Annotated in this window: 16 protein-coding genes; 3 read left to right on the top strand and 13 right to left on the bottom strand. The window is 66.0% G+C overall.

Annotated elements, in window-relative coordinates:
- Window positions 1-350 precede the first annotated feature (350 nt).
- Both EV667_RS08255 and EV667_RS08250 read right to left on the bottom strand, forming a co-directional pair.
- The gene (locus EV667_RS08255; protein ID WP_131834758.1) at window positions 351-1,328 is read right to left on the bottom strand and encodes a quinoprotein relay system zinc metallohydrolase 2; all 978 of its coding nucleotides are present in this window, start codon (window positions 1,326-1,328) and stop codon (window positions 351-353) included.
- 43 nt (window positions 1,329-1,371) lie between these two features.
- The gene (locus EV667_RS08250) at window positions 1,372-1,800 is read right to left on the bottom strand and encodes a c-type cytochrome (RefSeq protein WP_131834757.1); all 429 of its coding nucleotides are present in this window, start codon (window positions 1,798-1,800) and stop codon (window positions 1,372-1,374) included.
- A 367-nt stretch (window positions 1,801-2,167) separates the two neighbouring features.
- Here EV667_RS08250 and EV667_RS08245 point away from each other — a divergent pair, with 367 nt between their 5' ends.
- The gene (locus tag EV667_RS08245; protein WP_131834756.1) at window positions 2,168-2,887 is read left to right on the top strand and encodes a carbonic anhydrase; all 720 of its coding nucleotides are present in this window, start codon (window positions 2,168-2,170) and stop codon (window positions 2,885-2,887) included.
- Window positions 2,888-2,942: 55 nt separating this feature from the next.
- Here EV667_RS08245 and EV667_RS08240 read toward each other — a convergent pair whose 3' ends face one another.
- Complete coding sequence (locus EV667_RS08240) at window positions 2,943-3,248, bottom strand: antibiotic biosynthesis monooxygenase family protein (RefSeq protein WP_131834755.1); 306 nt, start codon at window positions 3,246-3,248, stop codon at window positions 2,943-2,945.
- 422 nt (window positions 3,249-3,670) lie between these two features.
- Here EV667_RS08240 and EV667_RS08235 point away from each other — a divergent pair, with 422 nt between their 5' ends.
- Entirely contained in the window at window positions 3,671-3,880 is a 210-nt protein-coding gene (locus tag EV667_RS08235; RefSeq protein ID WP_131834754.1) for a cold-shock protein, read from the top strand.
- A gap of 197 nt (window positions 3,881-4,077) precedes the next feature.
- The gene (locus EV667_RS23060; protein ID WP_280960221.1) at window positions 4,078-4,209 is read left to right on the top strand and encodes a hypothetical protein; all 132 of its coding nucleotides are present in this window, start codon (window positions 4,078-4,080) and stop codon (window positions 4,207-4,209) included.
- An 18-nt stretch (window positions 4,210-4,227) separates the two neighbouring features.
- Here EV667_RS23060 and EV667_RS08230 read toward each other — a convergent pair whose 3' ends face one another.
- The 10 genes from EV667_RS08230 to EV667_RS08185 all read right to left on the bottom strand — a co-directional run bounded on the left by EV667_RS08230 (window position 4,228) and on the right by EV667_RS08185 (window position 18,166).
- Window positions 4,228-5,046, bottom strand: coding sequence for a transglutaminase-like domain-containing protein (locus tag EV667_RS08230; protein ID WP_131834753.1), 819 nt, complete (start codon window positions 5,044-5,046; stop codon window positions 4,228-4,230).
- Window positions 5,047-5,190: 144 nt separating this feature from the next.
- A complete protein-coding gene (locus EV667_RS08225) occupies window positions 5,191-5,466 on the bottom strand; it encodes a DUF1488 family protein (RefSeq protein WP_131834752.1) in 276 nt (91 codons plus the stop codon).
- A 99-nt stretch (window positions 5,467-5,565) separates the two neighbouring features.
- Window positions 5,566-5,808 carry a hypothetical protein gene (locus EV667_RS08220; RefSeq protein ID WP_131834751.1) on the bottom strand — a complete coding sequence of 81 codons (243 nt, stop codon included), beginning with the start codon at window positions 5,806-5,808 and terminating at the stop codon, window positions 5,566-5,568.
- Between the two features lie 37 nt (window positions 5,809-5,845).
- Window positions 5,846-6,148 carry a hypothetical protein gene (locus EV667_RS08215; protein WP_131834750.1) on the bottom strand — a complete coding sequence of 101 codons (303 nt, stop codon included), beginning with the start codon at window positions 6,146-6,148 and terminating at the stop codon, window positions 5,846-5,848.
- 418 nt (window positions 6,149-6,566) lie between these two features.
- Complete coding sequence (locus EV667_RS08210) at window positions 6,567-7,736, bottom strand: extracellular catalytic domain type 1 short-chain-length polyhydroxyalkanoate depolymerase (protein WP_207907688.1); 1,170 nt, start codon at window positions 7,734-7,736, stop codon at window positions 6,567-6,569.
- A 173-nt stretch (window positions 7,737-7,909) separates the two neighbouring features.
- Window positions 7,910-10,276, bottom strand: coding sequence for an acetamidase/formamidase family protein (locus tag EV667_RS08205; RefSeq protein WP_131834749.1), 2,367 nt, complete (start codon window positions 10,274-10,276; stop codon window positions 7,910-7,912).
- A gap of 84 nt (window positions 10,277-10,360) precedes the next feature.
- Window positions 10,361-11,599 (bottom strand): acetamidase/formamidase family protein, encoded by a 1,239-nt coding sequence (locus tag EV667_RS08200; protein WP_131834748.1) that lies wholly within the window; start codon window positions 11,597-11,599, stop codon window positions 10,361-10,363.
- A gap of 46 nt (window positions 11,600-11,645) precedes the next feature.
- Window positions 11,646-13,283, bottom strand: a complete 1,638-nt coding sequence (locus EV667_RS08195) for an amino acid ABC transporter permease/ATP-binding protein (RefSeq protein ID WP_131834747.1) — start codon at window positions 13,281-13,283, stop codon at window positions 11,646-11,648.
- A gap of 72 nt (window positions 13,284-13,355) precedes the next feature.
- A complete protein-coding gene (locus EV667_RS08190) occupies window positions 13,356-14,288 on the bottom strand; it encodes an ABC transporter substrate-binding protein (RefSeq protein WP_131834746.1) in 933 nt (310 codons plus the stop codon).
- A gap of 224 nt (window positions 14,289-14,512) precedes the next feature.
- Entirely contained in the window at window positions 14,513-18,166 is a 3,654-nt protein-coding gene (locus EV667_RS08185; protein ID WP_131834745.1) for a PAS domain S-box protein, read from the bottom strand.
- Window positions 18,167-18,240: the final 74 nt, after the last annotated feature.

The following is an 18,240-nucleotide window of genomic DNA, read 5'->3' as shown; positions in this document are numbered from 1 at the left end:
TCCGGGACCGGCCGAATGCACGGACGACCCGCCGCGGCTTGTTTGCCGTCTGACCTTTTTGTCTTCGACAGCGTGTCACGACCGGCTGGAGGGAGAAACAGCCGGATCTCACGGGGGCATCCCGCCCCAAGCTGGCCTACGAACCGGACCCGGGAACTTCTTCCCGATTGCCGTTGAAGCCGAAGACGAGATTACGCTAATCCGAATCCCTCGGACTGGCAATAAGAACTCTTATGAGAAAACACTCTTATTATGATTTTGCTGCAAGAGCGAATTAATATACATTATACCAGAAGCAATCACGGGAATACGGGCAGTTTTACCACGCCGGAATGCTGCATTGCAGCATTCTATTCCCATTCCAGCTCATGATAGGCGGCAATGGCATTCCGGGCGTTGAACTCGTCGAAGAGCGCCCAATCCCCGCGCTCGGACACAACCGCGTGTGCCGGCGCCTCGCTCATCGCGCCCCCCTCCTCAAGCAACCGACGCATGTCGCGCTGCAGCGCGGCGAGATAGCGCCGCTCGGCCTCGCTCACCTGCGGCCATGGGGTACTGGCCGGGCCGTGCCCGGGCACCGCACGCGCGGCTGGCGTCCCGGCCAGCACATCAAGCAGGGCCAGCCAGCCCTGAAGGCTGCCATCGAGAGTGGGGATGTGCCCGACAAACAGCAGGTCGCCCATGACCCAGGTGCCGCTCACCACATCGAACACCGTGAGGTCGTTGTCGGTGTGGGCCGTCGGGTGAGCCCGCAGTTCCAGTGGCCTTGCCCCGAGATCGAGCGTCAGGCGGTCTTCCACCAGCAGGTCCGGCAGCACGATCCGCGTCCCCTCCGCCTCGGCACCGAGCAGGCGCTCGACCTGGGCGAGATAGGTCTCGGCCCGGAGAGAGAGGGCGCGCGGCATCTTGTGGTGGGCGACGAAACGCACGCCCTCGCCGGCAAAAGCCGCGTTGCCCAGGGTATGGTCGGGATGCATGTGGGTGTTGATGACATAGCGCAGCGGCTTGTCGGTGGTGGCGCGCACCGCCGCCAACATGCGAGCGCCCGCGTGACAACTGTTGCCGGTGTCGATAACGGCCGCGGCCTCGTCGCCAACGATCAGCGTCATGTTGGCGATCGCCCCGTCATTGGACGGAGCGATCAGCTCATAGGGAGCACGGAAGACGTGCACGCCCTCGGCGACAGGCTCCAGCGGCAAGGCGGCACCAGCACCGGCAGCGCGCTTCGCAGCGTCGGCGCGAGCGGGAAACGCCCACCCGGCCTCGGCCGCAAGCGCGACGCCGAGAGCGAGCAGGCCGCGTCGATGCAGTCGCGGCAGGACCAACATCGGAGCCTCCTGCATCAGCAGCCTCCCTTGGGAGGCGGGAGGACTATTTCTTGGTGCCGTCGAGGTTGAACTGGTCGAGATACGCCTCGAGATTCGCGCGGTCGGTTTCCTTCGGCAGGCCGGCGAACACCATCTTGACGCCGGGCATGTAGCCCTTCGGATTTTCGAGATACGCGCTGAGCACTTCCGCCGTCCACACGTCGCCCTTGGCGTTGTGCTCCTTCAGCGTGTCGGAATAGTTGAAGCCTTCGACAGCACCCATCTTGCGGCCGACGATGCCGTTCAGCTCCGGGCCGACCTTGTTCTTGGCGTTCTCGCCGATGGCATGGCAGGCCATGCACTTCTTGAAGACGTTGGCGCCCTTGACGGGGTCGCCGGCAGGGCTCTGGGCCAGCGCGGCGGTGGTGCCGAGCACGAGCAGGGCAGCTGTGGTGACGAAGCGGTTCATGGCGTCCTTCCAGGCGATGATCATTGAACGGCGCCCTTATGCGAGGCGCTTGCGGTGAGGCGCGGATGTTAGCGCTACCTTTAGAATGATCCTAGGGGGCCAAAGGTCCAGCCCGCCGGCACTGAAACGCCCGGCGCATTTCGTCGCGGGAGCCCGGATCGGGCACGCACCGCGTTCAACGGGTGAGATCGGCGAGGTAGAGACGGGATGGAGCCACCTCCAGCGCGCGTCTCCACACTTGGCGTACCTGCAAAAATTGGGCAGGTTTGCCCGCTCCATTTAGAAATACTTGGAACTCCATCGTGCGTGGAGGTACCATGGAAAGGGCGCCCTCTATAGGCCGCCCCGCGCCGAAATATTCACCCAAGAAACGCCCCCGGGAGAAACGCCCATGTGCAACGATCACACCTTCGTCCCGTCCCGTCGCATGGCGCTCACCGCCGGACTGGGGCTCGCCTCGGCAGCCTTTCTCGGCGGCGTGGCGCTTCCCGTCGGCGCCTGGGCACAGGAGCCGACGCCCAACGCCATCAGCCCTGACGAGGCGCTGAAGCGGCTGATGGATGGAAACGCCCGTTATGCGTCCAACACCATGACCAACAAGGACTTCACGGCCGGCCGGGCTGCCCGCGCCAAGGCCCAGTACCCCTTTGCCGGGCTGGTAAGCTGCGCCGATTCGCGGGTCGCGCCCGAGCTCGCCTTCGACCGGGGACCGGGCGAGCTTTTCGTCGTGCGCGTGGCCGGCAACTTCGTCAATGTCGACGGACTCGCCAGCCTCGAATATGGCGTGAAGTTCCTCGGCGTGCCGCTCATCATGGTGCTGGGCCACACCAATTGCGGCGCGGTCGACGCCACGATCAAGGTGGTGAAGGAAAATATCAGCCTGCCCGGACATCTCGACGAACTGATCGACAGCATCAAGCCGGCGGTCGAGATCGCGCTGAAGGACAATCCGCAGGATCCGCTGAACGCCGCGATCATTGAGAACGTGCGCTACAACGTCAGGGAGCTGTCAGAGGCGACGCCGATCATCACCGAGTACGTGGCCAACGGCAAGCTGAAGGTCGTCGGCGGCCTCTACGACCTCGCCAGCGGAAAAGTCAGCCTGGTCTGATCACCTTGGCGGCCCGGCGCAACCGGGCCGCTTTCGCCTTACGCAACCGCACCCGTCAGATGGACGGGCCGAGATCGACAATGCGCTCATGCGTCACCACCGGCGGCGCGGCGAAGGTGCCGCCGACCAGGCCGCGCCACAGCTGGAAGTCCTCGGAATTGCGGAAATCCACCATGTGGTTGTCCAAAGTCTCCCACCGCACGACGAGCCGATAGACACCGGGCGTCTCGATGACCTGATGCAGGGCGACGCCGTGGCAGCCCTTGGCGCGCTGAAACAGCGGCACCGCCTTGGCCACGCCCCCCTCGAAAGCCGCCTCTTCGCCCGCCTTGATCCGCAGTTCGGCAATCTCGATGATCATGCGCGTTCCTCAAGCCTGTTGACGCGGTGCGCCAAAGCGCTCCCCCAGCGGCGATCACAAGCACAAACGCGGCGACGCAACAAGACGGGCGGATCGCTTGGACCGGCGAGTGAAGCGCCACGCCCGCCGTCCTGTGCCTCGGCATTGCCGCGACGCCCGCAAGCGAGGGAAGCCGGGATGTATTCCCTCGCGGCGGCGCGGGAAAAAACATCCCGCCCGGTTCGATTTCCAGATTTAAAAGTAAAGGGACTTGAATAATTGCCGTTTGCGGCGCATATTGATTTGGTCGATAGACGGTGAATGCGCCCAGTTTTCATACATGAATGCATGTGTGTCGCGCGGCTTTTTATCCCTGAAAATGCAATTTCGACGACCCGTAACTTTGCGGGGACGCTAGGTCTATAATTACGAAAGGGTTTTCCATGACCGTGGGAACCGTTAAGTGGTTCAACGCCCAGAAGGGCTTTGGATTTATTGCTCCGGACGACGGCGGCAGCGATGCGTTCGTTCACATCAGCGCCGTGGAACGTGCCGGCATGAGCGATCTGCGCGAAGGTCAGAAGGTGGGCTTCGAGCTCGTCACCGACCAGCGCAGCGGCAAGATGACCGCCGACAAGCTCGAAGCTCTCTGAGGGCTTGATGTTGGCGGCCCCGTCCGGGGCCCTGCCGACATCGCCCTTTCTCCTACCGCGTCGACCACGGATGTACTGGCGGCCGGATTGGGAAGAAGCGACAAGGCGCATCGCGCCTGTCAGCCCCGCTCCTCCTTGAGGTTGCGGGGCTTTTCGTTCGTCCACAGCGCCCTTCAACCGAACCCACGGGGATCGTCATGGCCAAGGAACAACGCAGCAATCGAGAAGCCAAGAAGCCGAAGAAGGTGAAGGCACCCGAGCCGGCGACGTCCAACCTCACCAAAGGCCTGCAAACGCCGATCACCCTGCCGAAGAAGAAAAAGGGCTGAAGGCGTTTTCGCAGACGGCTATGTCTGCGGCGCGGCGTCGACCTCATAGGTCCACACGCGAAACGACTTCAGCACATGCGGCCCGAACGAGTTGATGAGCGGAATGTCCGCCGCGTCGCGCCCGCGTGCAACGACGATCCGGCCGATCCGCCGCACATTGTTGCGCGGATCGAAAGTGTGCCATGCGCCGTCGAGGTACACCTCGATCCAGGCGCTGAAATCCATCGGGTCGACCACCGGCACGCCGATATCGCCGAGATGGCCGTTCACATAGCGGGCGGGAATGTTGAGGCAGCGGCACAACGCCACCGCCAGATGGGCGAAGTCGCGGCACACGCCGACCCGCTCATTATACGCGTCGAAGGCCGACCGGGTCGAACGCGCCTGCTGGTAGTCGAAGCGGATATGGCCATGGACGAAATCGCATATGGCTTGCACGCGACTCCAGCCCGGCGTTAGCCCGCCGAAAAGATCCCAGGCTGTCTGGCTAAGCAGGTCGGTTTCGCAATAGCGGCTGCCCAGGAGATAGACGAGGCACTCGTCCGGCAGTTCCGGCACCGGCACTTCGCGCGCCTGCGGGTGCACCGGGTCAAGCTGGCCATCGTCCTCGATCGTCGCATCGCCCCAGATCATTAGATCGCCAACCGGCGCCACCAGACGCCGGCAGCGATTGCCGAACAGATCGCGATAGGTCGAGGACGGCACGTCCGGGGTGGAGAAAAAGGTCTCCGGCGCCCGGATGTCGGGACCCCTCTCCTCATGGACCGAGAGGAGACATACCAACGCGGTCGGCTGCGGACAGGTGAGCGTCATCTCGTAGCCGTAGCGGATCAGCATGAAGAGTTCCCGGAAACAGAGTGCGATACGAAACAGGCGCCGAGCGGCAGACCCCGACATAGCATCGGATATCCCAGCCCCTGACAAGGCATGAACGGCACAGAGGCTGCCCCCCGGCGGTTTCCGCCCGATCGATTAGGGAAATCAGCGGATATCGGCGGAGGTCAGGATCAATGGCGCGCGGCGGCCCTCCGAATAGGCTTTGACGGCAGCGGCATAGATAGAAGAGCGCAACGTGTCGAAGGCGGACAGGCAGGTGGTTTCAAACGCCTCCGACGGGCGCACATCCGGGGTCGATGTGCCCAGCGCGGCGCTCTCGACCAGGAACGGCACCTCGAACATGCCGTCATAACCGGAGAAGCGGACGGCGCTGCGCGCGCTGTCGAAACTGCGGCTCGGATTAGGAAAGTTCAGCGTCACGATGTGCTCCCGCGTCCCGCCCGAAGTCCGTGCGGGCGGCAATCCGGCACCGGATCGCGCCGGCGCTTCCGCCCCGTTCAACACCCATGCCCGTAGCGTTCACGGCGTCGTCCCCTCGTCCGAGCGCTGGAAACTGTCGAATGCGCCGGACAGCAGAACCCGGCCTTCCGCATCGGCGATCGTCAGGGCATCGGGTCGCTGCGGCATGTCGAGGGAAAAGGCCAAGGCCCGCGCCATCTCGATGGCGCCGTCCAGGTCGTTCACCTCGACGGTCTCGCGGCCGACGACCGCATGCGCACTGTCCTGAGCCCGCGTGCGGTAGAACTCGATCACAACCTTCATCGCGGCGCGTCCCCGCCAGAAACCGGGCGCGCGGCCGTCAGCGACTGAACGTCCGGTCCATAAGCGCGGATTCTTCGCCCGGCTCGGCGGCGCGCATCGGCTCCAGGCTGTCTTCCGGCGCCACCCGCTCATACTGCTCGCGCTCGTTGCGGATACGGTACTGCAGCGCATTCCCGCTCGGCGGCAGCGTGGCGGTGATGCGGTAGATGTCACCCACGCGCGAGGTGAAAACGCCATATCCGCCCCGCAGCCGGACCACCTGCCCGATCTCGAAAAGATGGATCGTCGGGTCGCGGTGGACCGAAGGCTCGCGGCGGGTCGCGGAATTTGCGGGGGTCATGATGTCGTGTCGTCCTTTGTAAGGCGGAAGGGCGACTTGAAGGGTCGCCACTGCCGGTCTGGTGACGCGGCGATAGGGGCAGGCAGAAAGACGCTCACGGCGCACACGGCTTTACCCGGAGTGGAACTGTCCGATGATCGTCAGTAAATCGGCGATCGCGGGAGGACAAATTCCGCCAGAGGTCGGAAAACACGAGCACCGCACCGGCGCCACCTGTCTGCCCGTCGGGAATTTGAAATCCTGAACAACCGATATGCAGCACAAGCGCGTCGGTTCAATCAGGAACAATTTCTAATATACGTTCGAATTGCGATTCAAACAAGGCGAAAACCAAGTATTACGGGCGTCGACCCATCCGCGCCTGAACCGAGTCCACCCCGCGCCCGGCGGGGTGTCCGATCAGGCGTGCGACGAGTGGCTAACGCATCAGCCCGGCCGCCCGCAGGGCCTGCTCTATGACCCGCTTGACGCTGTCCACACCAGTAGCGGATGGCCCAGACAATATAAACGGCGCGGCGGTGTCGCGGCGTTTACCCTGCTGAGAAGTGTGGGGCGCGGGCACCGCAAGCGTCGCCGGAGAGCTGTTCTTACGTGTCGGGGAGGGTGCGGCGGCAGCCTTTTGCGGCGCCTCGATACCCCAGAAGCGGGCAATCTCGCGCGTCGAGGAAATGCCGACATCCAGCATATAGGGACCCGGGACGCCGAGATTTTCGCCGAGCGGGGTGCCATGGCCCATGGCGGCGACAGTGTTCAGTTCGATCACCACTTCGCCGGCGCCGTTGCACCAGATGCGCCGGGCGCGGCCGCCGGACACTTCCTCATGCGTTGGCGCCTCGCCGAGATGATGCACGCTGCGCCATTGCGCGGCGATGTCGTCGGCATTGGAGGGGGCGACGGTATGGTCGGCCGCGCCTTGCCAGATAGCCACGCGCGGCCACGGCCCGCCATGCGCCGACGCCTCTCGCAGCAACGCCCACAGTTCCTCGTCCGAGGATGTGCCCTGCCCGCGCATGCAGTCGAACGCCTCCGGCACGGTGGTCGCGGTGCCATAGGCGAGGCCGGCGATAATGGCCCCGCCGGCGAGGAGTTCGGGGTAGGTCGCCAGCATCACATTGGCCATCGCCCCGCCGGCGGAAAGTCCCGTGACGAAGACACGGTCGCGATCAAGTCCGTGGGTCTCGACCATCGTCGCGATCATCTGGCGGATGGACAGCGCCTCGCCGGAACCGCGCCGCGCGTCGCGCGGGCGGAACCAGTTGAAGCACAGGTTGGGATTGTTGCCGTGATGCTGCTCGGGATAAAGCAGCGCGAAGCCCGCCTGATCGGCAAGCTGCGACCAGCCGGCACGGTGGTCGTATTCGCCCGCATTCTGCTTGCAACCATGCAGCACGACGACGAGCGGCGCACCGTCCGGCAAATCGGCGGGCCGGTAGTAATGCGCCCGCAGGCCACCCGGATTCGAACCGAAATCCGCCAGCGCGGCAAGACGGCCCGTCGGCTGGCCCGGCGTTCTGAAATTCGCGAAGGGGCCACCCGGACGCGCGCCAAGTGCGGTGAGATGGGCGATCGTATCTGACATTGTCCGCAAGGGAGGCCTCCTGGCTGCGGCGCCCAGCAGCTGGACGGCATGGGCTAACGCCCCCGCCAACAGATCGTTGCTGCACTGCACAAAAACAAGAGCCCCGGCGAGACCGGGACGGTTCAGTGTAGCCTGTGTCTTGGAAAAGGGGGCCAAGCCGTGGCCCCGAGGAAGTACCTGGATCAAATGTCGCGCGCGCTTTCGCTGCGCCGATGCTGCGCAAAAAGCCGTTTGCTCAGAATGGCATGGACGCCCCAGTTGCCGTCCACGACCTGGGTGATTCCAAAATCCACCGCCACCGACATCAGGGCGACGGCTTCGTCCTCGCTCAGAGCCTTCGTCGTCATCAGGAAACGCCGCATCTTGCGGAAGGCATCGCGCATGGCGAGATCGAGCGAGGACTTGGCATAAACCTCGCTCTGGCTGCTGGCGCCGAATTCCGCGAGATAATTGGGATGGCTGAAGCCGGTCAGAATCCAGTCGTCCGGCGTTTCGATCAGTGGATAGGTCAGGTCGGCGAGCACGGTGCTGCCGATATCGGCCTTCTTGTGCAGTGTGACGCGGAAGGTGCCGGTCATCGAGCATTCAATCGCCGTGCCCGAGAGTTCGCCGTCGCCCTGCGCCGCGTGCGGATCGCCGACGGAGAGCAACGCGCCGGGGACGGACACCGGCAGGTACACCGTCGCCCCCTTGCCGAGTCGCCAATTGTCCAGATTGCCGCCGAAATAGGCCGGCGGTACGGAATCGACGAGTTCGGCCTCACGCGGCGCCACCGCGACCACGCCGAAATGCGGCCGCAACGGAATCCGCACCCCTTCCAGCACATTCGCCTGCAAGGTCACGGTGCCGGGTCGAACCAGAACGCCGGGATAGTCGTAGAGAACATGCTGCACCCCCGAGGGGTCGGTCTGCGGCTCCCAGCGATAGGAATGCAGGGCTTCGGCATAGGGCTCGTCCGCATTGGTGATGATTTCGTAGATTGTCACGCACTCGCGCGGATGCGGTTCGCTGAGCAACTCGGAATAGTGATAGCCCCACCATGCCGCGACGCTGCTGCCGAACACCCGGCCGGCATGGGCGGGATGGCGGGAGCGGCGCGGCTCGATGTCGAGAATATGCACCTGCAGCACGTCGCCCGGCTGCGCGCCCTGCACCGCGATAGGCCCGGTGCAGATATGCACGCCGAACCCCTCCCCGGCCCCGCGTCCGAACACCGAAGCGTCGAGCGGGCCGGCGCCGCGACGGTTCACGGTTTTTGCCGTGGGCGTCCAGTGGAACACGCTCTCCGCCCCGGGATCGCCCTCGATCATGCGCTCAGGATCATCCGAGGCGTGCTGCGTCAGCGTCTCGATAGTGACGATGTCGCCGGAGGCGATCTCGATCAGCGGTTCGAGCGAACGACTGAAATAACCCCAATGCACGTGCTGGGCGTGGACGGGGAGATAGTGCCGCGCAGGCGTCTGCGCTTCCGCCACCGGGGCCGATGCCTCTCCACCCTCGCGCAACGCTGGCCGGCGGGCAGGACCGCCGGCGCCCTGCCCCGCCCGCAACTGCACCAGCGCCTGCTGCGGCCAGCCGCGCTGCCCGCTCGCCACCGCGCTATGGGCCTGCCGGTCCGCCTCGCGGCGGCGCAGTTCGCGCGGCGGCAGGCCGAAGCGCTCGCGGAACAGGCGACTGAAATGCGCGGCATCGGCGAAGCCGCAGCGATAGGCAACCTCGGCAATAGGAACCGCCGCCTCGGCCGGGTTGGCGAGGTCGTGCCAGGCACGCTGCAGGCGGCGCTCGCGCAGATAGTGGCTGAAGCTCTCGCCCGTACCCTCGAACAGCTTCTGCACATAGCGTTCCGAAATGCCCTCGGCCTGGGCAATGTCAGTGATCGAGAGGTCCTCGCCCCCCATGCTGCGCTCAATCGTGGCGTAAAGCCGCTGGAGCAGCGCCGCGCGGCTGGAGGACGGGTCGCTGGTTGCCGCCACCAGCTCGCCGGACAGAGCGAGCAGCAGTTCGGCCGCGCTCTGCGCCACCGCTTCCCATTCCGCCTCCGAGAGCCGGTCGAGCGCCTCGGCGGTGGCGAGCGCGGTGCGACCCATAATGTCCGGCAGACCCTGCGCCTCGAAGACCCTCGGCGGGGCAGCGGGGAGCGGCGGCACCTTGCGGCCGCGAAACGCCTCGGCCGGTACGGAGAGCACCACGGCCCGCAACCCGCGCTGGAACTGCAACTGCCAGTCCCCCGCGCGCGGCGCCAGGATGATCTGGCCGGCAGGGACGATCTGGCGGTCGCCGTCGACGACCAGCACCGTGCTGTTCTCCACCGGCATCAGCAGCAGCGGCAGGCCGGAACGGGAGGGCAGAGGGCGCAGGCTTTGCGCATCGGCGGAGAATTTGCCGAGCCGCACGCCCGTCGAGGACAGGCGCGAAAGCGCACTGGCATGGGCGGGCGATCCGTGCCGGGCACCCTGGGACTGGAGGCCGAAGCCCCGCAGCACGTCCTGCCACGCAGCTTCGCCCGCATCGCCCGAATAGGACTCGCTGGTGAAGGGTTGGGCATTCATCGACGGCGCCTCGGCATGGCTCGCTGCCAGCAAGAAGCATGCCTCGATCCGTCGTCGCCCGGAACCGGGAGTGTAACGGCCCGGTCAGCGCGCTGGAAAAATGCTCTTCCGGATCGAGCCCGTGACGCCCCAATTGGCATCGACCACCTGGGTAACGGCGAAATCGGCTGCTACCGACATCAGCGAGATGGCCTCGTCCTCGGACAGGTTCTGCGTGGTCATGAGAAAGCGACGGAGCTTGCGGAAGGCGTCGCGCATGGCGCTGTCGAGGCTGCCGCGCTTCAGGATCTCTGACTGGTGATCGGGGCCAAGCTCCGCGAGGTAGTTGGCGACGCTAAAGCCATAGACCGACCAGACCTCGTCGTTTTCGAGAAGCGGATGGGTCAGTCCCTCCAGTAGCGTGCCTTCGAGCTGCTCCTTCTTGTGCAGGATGAACTCGAACTCGCCTGTGAGCGAGATTTCTATCGCGGTGCCCGACAACTCGCTGTCGCCCTGCGAGGCATGGGCATCGCCGCAGGAGAACAGCCCGCCGGACACGGCGACCGGATAGTACATCCGCGCGCCCTTGGCGATGCGCCAGTCGTCCATGTTGCCGCCGGTGTAGTTGGGCGGGATGGTGGAGACGAAATCCGCCTCGGCCGGCGCCAGCCCCATCGTGCCGAAATGCAGCCGCGCCGGCACCTTGATGCCCGGCAGGATGCCCTCTTTCTTGACGACCATGGAGTGGTCGACACGCACGCCGGGATAGTCGATGGTCGGGTGGGTGATGCCATCAGGGTCAGTCTGCGGCGTCCAGAGATAGGAATACAGCGCCCGCACCACCGCTTCGCCCATGTCGAGCTCATAGATGGTGACGACCTCGCGCGGTGTGGGCCCCTCGATCAGATCCTTGTACTGGAAGCCCCAATTGGCCGCCGGGTTGGAGCCGAAGAAGCGCCCGGCATAGGCGGGGTTGGCGCTCGGACGCGGCCAGGTGTCGATGACGCGCACCTCGATGATGTCGCCCGGCTCGGCGCCCTCAACCGCGACCGGGCCGGTGAGCAGGTGCACGCCCATCCCCTCGCCGGAACCATAGGTGAACGGCCCATCCGTGGTGCCGGCACCGCGCCGGCGCATCGTCTTCTGGTCCTTGGTCCAGAGGAATATCTCCTCCGCCGCCCGGTCGCCCTCGATCATGCGGGCGTAATCATCATTGGCGTGATGGGTGATGGATTCGATCACCGCCCGCTCGCCGGACTTCAGGGTGAGCACCGGCGCCAGGGTCTTGCTGAAATAGCCCCAATGGACCGTATCGGGCGTGGCGGGCAGATGATGCTTGGTCATGTCGAACCTCGGGAAACAGGAACGGGCGGCGGCGCGGGCAGTGCACCTATTCGGCGGTCATGGAGCTGAGAAAGCGCACGGTGAGCGGGTGGGACGGAGCCGAAAGGATCTGCGCGGCCGGCCCCTCCTCGACGATCACGCCGCCGGACAGAAAGACGATGCGGTCGGCGACATCGCCGGCGAAGCGCAGTTGGTGGGTGGAGATGATCATGGCTAGGCCCTCCTCCACCGCGAGGCGGCGGATCACCTCCAGCACCTCGCCGACCAGCTCGGGATCAAGCGCAGAGGTCGGCTCGTCGAGCAGCAGCACGGTCGGCGCCGGCGCCACGGCACGGGCGATGGCGACGCGCTGCTGCTGGCCGCCGGAGAGATGGCGCGGCAGCGCATCGGCCCGGTGCGCAAGCCCGATGCGCTCCAGAAGATCGCGGCAACGCCGGTCGGCATCGAAGCGTGAGAGCCCCTGCACCCAGCGCAGCGGGCCGGCGATGTTCTCGCGGGCGGTGAGATGGCCGAACAGGTTGAACTGCTGGAACACCATGCCAACGCCGACGCTGGCGCGCATCTGCGCGGTCAAGCGGGGGGAAAGCGGGCGCCCGTTTTCGTCTGTGCCAAGGGACTGGCCGCCGACGCGGATGGTGCCGTCCTCCCAGCCCTCCAGCCGGTTGATGCAGCGCAGCAGCGTCGACTTGCCCGAGCCCGAGGGACCGAGCAGCGCCACCACTTCGCCAGCGCGGACCGTCAGGTCTATGCCGTCCAGCACGGTCTGCGCGCCGTAGCTCTTGCGCAGGCCCTTCACCTCTACCGCGATGTTGTTGCCGGCGAGACGCGCGGCACGGGCGGCGGGGTCGCGCCCCACGCTCGCGGGCTTCGGCACCACCGGCGGCAGCGGATCGGCGACGCGTTCCGCGACGCTTTCGTCGGCGACGTCAGGCGGGGTGACATCGCCTTCCCCCGCGCCCGCCAGCGCGGGCACCGCTTCCGGCCGGCCCGGCACCAGCGCGCGCAGGAAGCGGCGCAACTGTTCGCGCGGCGGCGGCCGGTCAAGATCGAGCAGCATCTCGACCACGATCTGGATCACCGCGATGGCGCCGGTGAGCACGAGATACATCAGCCCGGAGGCAAAGAAGATGGAGAAGAAATCGAAGGTGGCCGAGGCCAGCTGGGTCGAGCGCAGGGTGAGTTCCTGCACCGCCACCACGGAGGCGAGCGAGGAGTTTTTCAGCGCGCTCACCGCTTCGTTGCCAAGCGCCGGCACCATGGAGCGGATGGCCTGCGGGGCGATGATACGGCGCATGATGGCAGCCGGCGTCATGCCCAGCGCCTGCCCGGCGCTCACCTGCCCGCGCTCCACGCCCAGCACGTTGGCGCGCAGGATTTCGGCGATGAACGGCGCCTCGTTGAGCGCGAGCGCCAGGCTGGCGGCGGAGATGGCGGAAAGCTTGATGCCGATCAACGGCAGGGCGTTGTAGCAGAACACCATCTGCAGGATCAGCGGCGTGCCGCGAAACACGATGGCATAGGCCCGCGCGACGATGGCCATGCTGCGGAAGCGCGAGAGCTGCATGGCGGCGAGGACGACGCCCATGACAAGCCCGCCGAGCAGGCCGAGCACGGTGATGAGGAGCGTGTAGCCCACCCCGTCGAGCAGATAGGGCATGCCCAGATAATGCAGGAAAAGATCCATCAGCCTTCTTCGCAACGGAGGGAAGCGGCGGCCGCGTGAGGGCGCGGCCGCCGTGTCAGCGCGTCGGGAGGATCAGTCGGCGAGCACCAGCTTGGGGGTCTCAAGCTGGTCGGCGGGCAGGTTCCACTTCTTCATCAGCTCCGCCTGCACGCCGGTTTTCTGAAGCTCTCCAAGCGCCGACATAACCGCGTCACGGAACGGGATGTTGTTGCGCGGCACGGCGATGCCGACCGAATAGGGCAGCGTGACCGCCGTCGCCTTCTCCAGCTTGTCGGGATAGGCCTTCACCGCGCCGTCGACAGTGTTGACGTCGTTGATGTAGGTGTCGGCGCGCCCGGCGAGGATCGCCTGGATGCAATTGGCGTTGTTGTCGAACAGCAGGATTTCCGGTGCGGGCTTGCCCGCCGCCTTGCACTCGGGCTCCAGCGCCTGGATCAGCGGCACTTCGACATAGCCGGTGTTCTCAGCCGCCACCGCGCCGCAGAGCGAGGCGTCGATGCCGGTGATCTTCTTCGGGTTGCCCTTGGCGACGAGAACGCCGTCATACACCTTCAAATAGGTGATGAAGTCCGCCGCCTTGGCGCGGTCCTTGGTGGCGTAGATGTCGGAGATGACAATGTCGGCCTGCCCGGCCTGCAGGGTGGTGAGCAGCGAGGCGAACGTCACCGCCTTGTAGGTCAGCGTGAAGCCGAGGCAGCCGCCGATTGCCTCGCCGAGGTCGATGTCGAAGCCGATGTAGTTGGTCGGGTCCTTGGGGTCGATGGTCTCATAGCCCGGCGTGTGCGGGTTGATGGCATTGACCAGCGTCTTGCCCTTGAGGTCAGGATATTTCGCCTGCAGCGCGGCGCAAGCTTCCGGCGTGGCGGCCTGTGCCGGCTGCGGCAGGCCGGCGGTAAGCCCCCCGGTGGCGACGGCAAGGCCAAAGGCGCCGAAGAAGGCCGAACGAAGGTGCGAGACAACGGACAGGCGGTTCCTGCCGGAATGGATGTCGAGAGCGTGTGCCACTTAACTTCTCCTCTGCAGGCGTGCCCCGGGGGACGGCCAGACGGATAGCGAGGTCCGAAGTGTGACGCAGGAGAGGTCGAGGAGACTTGTCTGAGGGCGTACCGATTATTGGATGGGCAGATGCCAAGGCGCAGGCACGACCGCCCATTTAATGAGCATCTCCCGGCATCGAAGGCCGCGCGGGCCGGTCCCGTGTGCCCGGCGCGCGCGCTCGTCGCCGGGCGCTACTTCTCGATGATCTCGCGGATGCGGGTCGCCAGAATGTCCATGGCGAACGGCTTGGTGATCATCGCCATGCCGGGCTCCAGGAAGCCGGACGCCAGCGCGGCGTTCTCGGCGTAGCCGGTCATGAACAGCACTTTGAGCCCGGGGCGGGACACGCGCCCGCCATCGGCCACCTGCCGCCCATTGAGGCCGGGCAGGCCGACATCGGTGATCAGGAGGTCGATACGCCGGCGGGATTGGAGAATCTCCAGCCCCTTGGGCCCATCGCTGGCCTCGATGGCGCGGTAGCCGAGCTCGCTCAGCACCTCGACGATGAGGCCGCGCACCACCGGCTCGTCCTCGACCACCAGCACGACTTCTCCCGCTTCCGACCCCGGGGCATCGCCGAGGCTGGTTGCGCTGTCCTCGGCTTCTTCTTCGCCGCGATAGCGCGGGAGGTAGAGCTTGATGGTCGTCCCCTGCCCGAGTTCGGAATAGATGCGGGAATAGCCTTCCGACTGGCGCGTGAAACCATAGACCATGGAAAGCCCGAGCCCGGTGCCCTGGCCGATCGGCTTGGTGGTGAAGAACGGCTCGAAGGCGCGGGCGATGGTCTCGCGGCTCATGCCGGTACCGGTGTCGGTCACGCAGATGCAGACATACTGGCCCGGCTTCACCTCGCGCTGGCGCGCGGCGAAGTGGCTGTCGAGATGGGCGTTGCAGGTCTCGATTGTCAGCTTGCCACCCTGGGGCATCGCATCGCGCGCGTTGATGGCGAGATTGAGGATGGCACTTTCAAGCTGGTTGGGGTCGCAGCGCGTGAGCCAGAGGCTGCCGCCGAGCACCAGTTCCAGTTCGATCCGCTCGCCCAGCGTGCGCCGCAGCATGTCTTCCAGCGAGGCGACGAGCGGGTTGGCCCGCACCGGGCGCGGGTCGAGTGGCTGGCGACGCGAGAAAGCCAGAAGCCGATGGGTGAGCGCGGCGGCGCGGTCGGCGCAGGTCCGCGCCCCGCCAACCCACCGCGCCAGATCGTCCGAACGCCCCTGGGCGATGCGGTTGCCCAGAATGTCGAGGCTGCCGGTGATGCCCTGCAGCAGATTGTTGAAATCATGAGCGATGCCGCCGGTGAGCTGGCCAACCGCCTCCATCTTCTGGCTCTGGCGCAGCGCCTCCTCCACCGACCTCTGCTCGGTGATGTCGCGCCCCACCGCGTGGATGCGGCCATTGCCGGGCACCGCGCTCCAGGCCAGCAGACGGTACTCGCCCGCCTTGGTGCGATAGCGGTTCTCGAAGGCGAAGGTGGTCGCGCCGGACGAGGAATCGGCCAGTTCGCGCGCATTGGCGTCGAGATCTTCCGGGTGGAGGAAGTCGGCGACCCTACGCCCGACCATTTCGCCCTCGCCCCACCCCAGCAGCCGCTCTCCAGAGGGGTTGACCGCCGTGATGAAGCCCTCGAAGTCGCACACCAGCATCAGGTCCTGGCTGATCCGCCACAGCCGGTCGCGATCCTGTGCAAAAGCCTCCTCGGCGCGCTTCTGCGCCTCGATGTCCGTATTGGTCCCGACCCAGGCGCTGATCGTGCCACGGGCGTCGATCAGCGGCACCGCGCGCGCCAGATGCCAGCGATAGACCCCGCCGGCGTCGCGCAGGCGCATTTCGGTCTCGTACGTCTCGCCCGAGGCCACCGCCCGCCCCCAGCGCTCGCGCGCATTCGGCAGGTCGTCGGCATGCACGAGGCGGGTCCAGCCCTCGCCGTCGAGGGTGCCGGGTGCGGCGCCGGAATAGACATAGATCTGGTCGTTGAACCAGTCGAGCGCGCCATCGGCGCGGGCGGTCCACACCTGGTTGGGCATGTTCTGCGCCAGCGCACTGAACTGCGCCTCGCTCTTTTCCAGCGCCAGTTGGGTCATGCGCCGGTCGGTCACATCCTGTACCGCACCCACCATGCGGACCGGGCGGCCGGCCTCGTCGCGCTCATAGCCGGCCTTGCGCGCGATGATCCGTTCTTCGCCCGTGTCGTGTCGGCGGATACGGTATTCGACATCCAGCGGGGCCACCCCCGCCTCGCGGCTCTCCGTATTGGAGACGCGCAGGGCGTCCTCCGGCACCACCAGCCGCTCGACCATGGAGGCCGGGATTTCCGCTGCCGGTGGGAGGCCGAAGAGGCGGCAGAACTCGGACGTGGCACGGATGAGGTTGCTGGCGAGGTCGACGGAAAAGAGCCCGACCCCACCCGCCGCCTGGGCCCGGCGCAGCTGTTCCTCGCTCAGCCGAAGCGCTTCCTGCGCCTCATACTCGGCAGTCCTGTCGCGGATCAGCTTGACGAGGCCGATGGGCGTCCCCGCCTCGTTGCGCAGGGGCATCATCTCGCTCAGGCCCCAGAAAAGCTCGCCGCTCTTGCGAAGGTGCCAACGTGCATCATGCGCCCGGCCGGAATCGAGCGCCTCGCGGCGCTTGGCAAGTGGGCGGCCGGCCTCGCGATCCTCGGGGGTGAAGAACATATCCATCGCCCGGCCGAGCATTTCAGCCTCGCTCCAGCCGAGCATTTCGGCGGCGCCCCGGTTCCAGAGCGTGCAATAGCCGTCGAGATCGGTCGCGACGATGCCATAATCTATGGCGCTGTCGAGGATCTGCCGGTGGTGGGCCTCGCGCTCGCGCAAGGCCCCTTCGGCGCGGGCACGCTGGATATGCGCCCAGGAGCGCTCGGTAATCTCGCGGATGACGGCAAGTTCGTAGTCCGACCATCGACGTGGCACGCTGTCGTGCATGGCCATCAGCGCCGTCAGCCGCCCGTCCCGGATCAACGGCATGCACACGGCCGCGGCGATGCCGACGTCGCGGAACGCCGACGCCACGCTGGACGGCAGTTCCGCCGCGTAGTCATTGACGATGAATGGGTTGCCTGCGCGAAGTTCACGTATGGCTCTCTCGCCAAAATCCCCGAGCCGATAGCGCCCGACAAGGGAGGGCGTGCCTTGGGCATGCCAGTCACCGCGAACAGTCAGGCCGTTTTCGTCATCGTCCATGTCGGCATAGGAGCAACTGGACAGGCGAAGGTGCTGCGCGGCCATCCGCGTAATGGTGGCGAGGATGCCTCCCGCATCCGGGCTGTCTGCCACGGCGCGGCCAAGATCATCGAGGAAACGCAGCCGCGTCTCACTCTCCTCAAGGGCGACCCTGGTATGGTACGCCTCCGTTACTTCCACCACGACGGCGATAACCCCGGCGGGGTTGCCGTCATCACCGGCAACCGGCGAGTAGTCCAGATTGAGCCACACCTGCTCGGGATGTCCGTCGCGGTGCAGGGTCAGCGGCAGGTCACGATAGCTGAGCGTACCGCCCGCCAGCCCCACCCGCATGACATTGTCGTTGAAATCGGCGACCTCGGCCCAACCCTCGCGAACGTTCGATCCCAGAAGCCGGCTGTCGCGCCCGCCGGCGAAGACGGAATAGGCGTCGTTATAGATCATGACGCCGTGCTCGCCCCACAGCAGCACCAACGGCACGGGGCTGGCGAGCATCAGGTTGACGGTGTTGCGCAGGCTGGACGGCCAGGCTTCGATAGGACCGATCGGCGTCGATGCCCAGTCATACCCCGCGATACGGCGCGCAAGTGCACCACCGCCCGCAGCAATTGCACGATCGGAGGCAACGACACTCTCGTCCAGCCGCACGTCAAACCCCTTGACCCTGGTGGTCCGACCGCGACAGGGGAATCCCGATGTCGCGACCCAGTCGAACTACAAAG

It is taken from the genome of Ancylobacter aquaticus, from assembly GCF_004339465.1.
GTDB classification, from domain to species: Bacteria; Pseudomonadota; Alphaproteobacteria; order Rhizobiales; family Xanthobacteraceae; genus Ancylobacter; species Ancylobacter aquaticus.
This window is presented reverse-complemented; position numbering and strand designations above follow the sequence as displayed.

Bases quoted from the DNA above. Each gene is read 5' to 3' on its own strand.
- EV667_RS08255 (WP_131834758.1), bottom strand. From the start codon at position 1,328: ATGTTGGTCCTGCCGCGACTGCATCGACGCGGCCTGCTCGCTCTCGGC.
- EV667_RS08250 (WP_131834757.1), bottom strand. From the start codon at position 1,800: ATGATCATCGCCTGGAAGGACGCCATGAACCGCTTCGTCACCACAGCT.
- EV667_RS08245 (WP_131834756.1), top strand. From the start codon at position 2,168: ATGTGCAACGATCACACCTTCGTCCCGTCCCGTCGCATGGCGCTCACC.
- EV667_RS08240 (WP_131834755.1), bottom strand. From the start codon at position 3,248: ATGATCATCGAGATTGCCGAACTGCGGATCAAGGCGGGCGAAGAGGCG.
- EV667_RS08235 (WP_131834754.1), top strand. From the start codon at position 3,671: ATGACCGTGGGAACCGTTAAGTGGTTCAACGCCCAGAAGGGCTTTGGA.
- EV667_RS23060 (WP_280960221.1), top strand. From the start codon at position 4,078: ATGGCCAAGGAACAACGCAGCAATCGAGAAGCCAAGAAGCCGAAGAAG.
- EV667_RS08230 (WP_131834753.1), bottom strand. From the start codon at position 5,046: ATGCTGATCCGCTACGGCTACGAGATGACGCTCACCTGTCCGCAGCCG.
- EV667_RS08220 (WP_131834751.1), bottom strand. From the start codon at position 5,808: ATGAAGGTTGTGATCGAGTTCTACCGCACGCGGGCTCAGGACAGTGCG.
- EV667_RS08215 (WP_131834750.1), bottom strand. From the start codon at position 6,148: ATGACCCCCGCAAATTCCGCGACCCGCCGCGAGCCTTCGGTCCACCGC.
- EV667_RS08205 (WP_131834749.1), bottom strand. From the start codon at position 10,276: ATGAATGCCCAACCCTTCACCAGCGAGTCCTATTCGGGCGATGCGGGC.
- EV667_RS08200 (WP_131834748.1), bottom strand. From the start codon at position 11,599: ATGACCAAGCATCATCTGCCCGCCACGCCCGATACGGTCCATTGGGGC.
- EV667_RS08195 (WP_131834747.1), bottom strand. From the start codon at position 13,283: ATGGATCTTTTCCTGCATTATCTGGGCATGCCCTATCTGCTCGACGGG.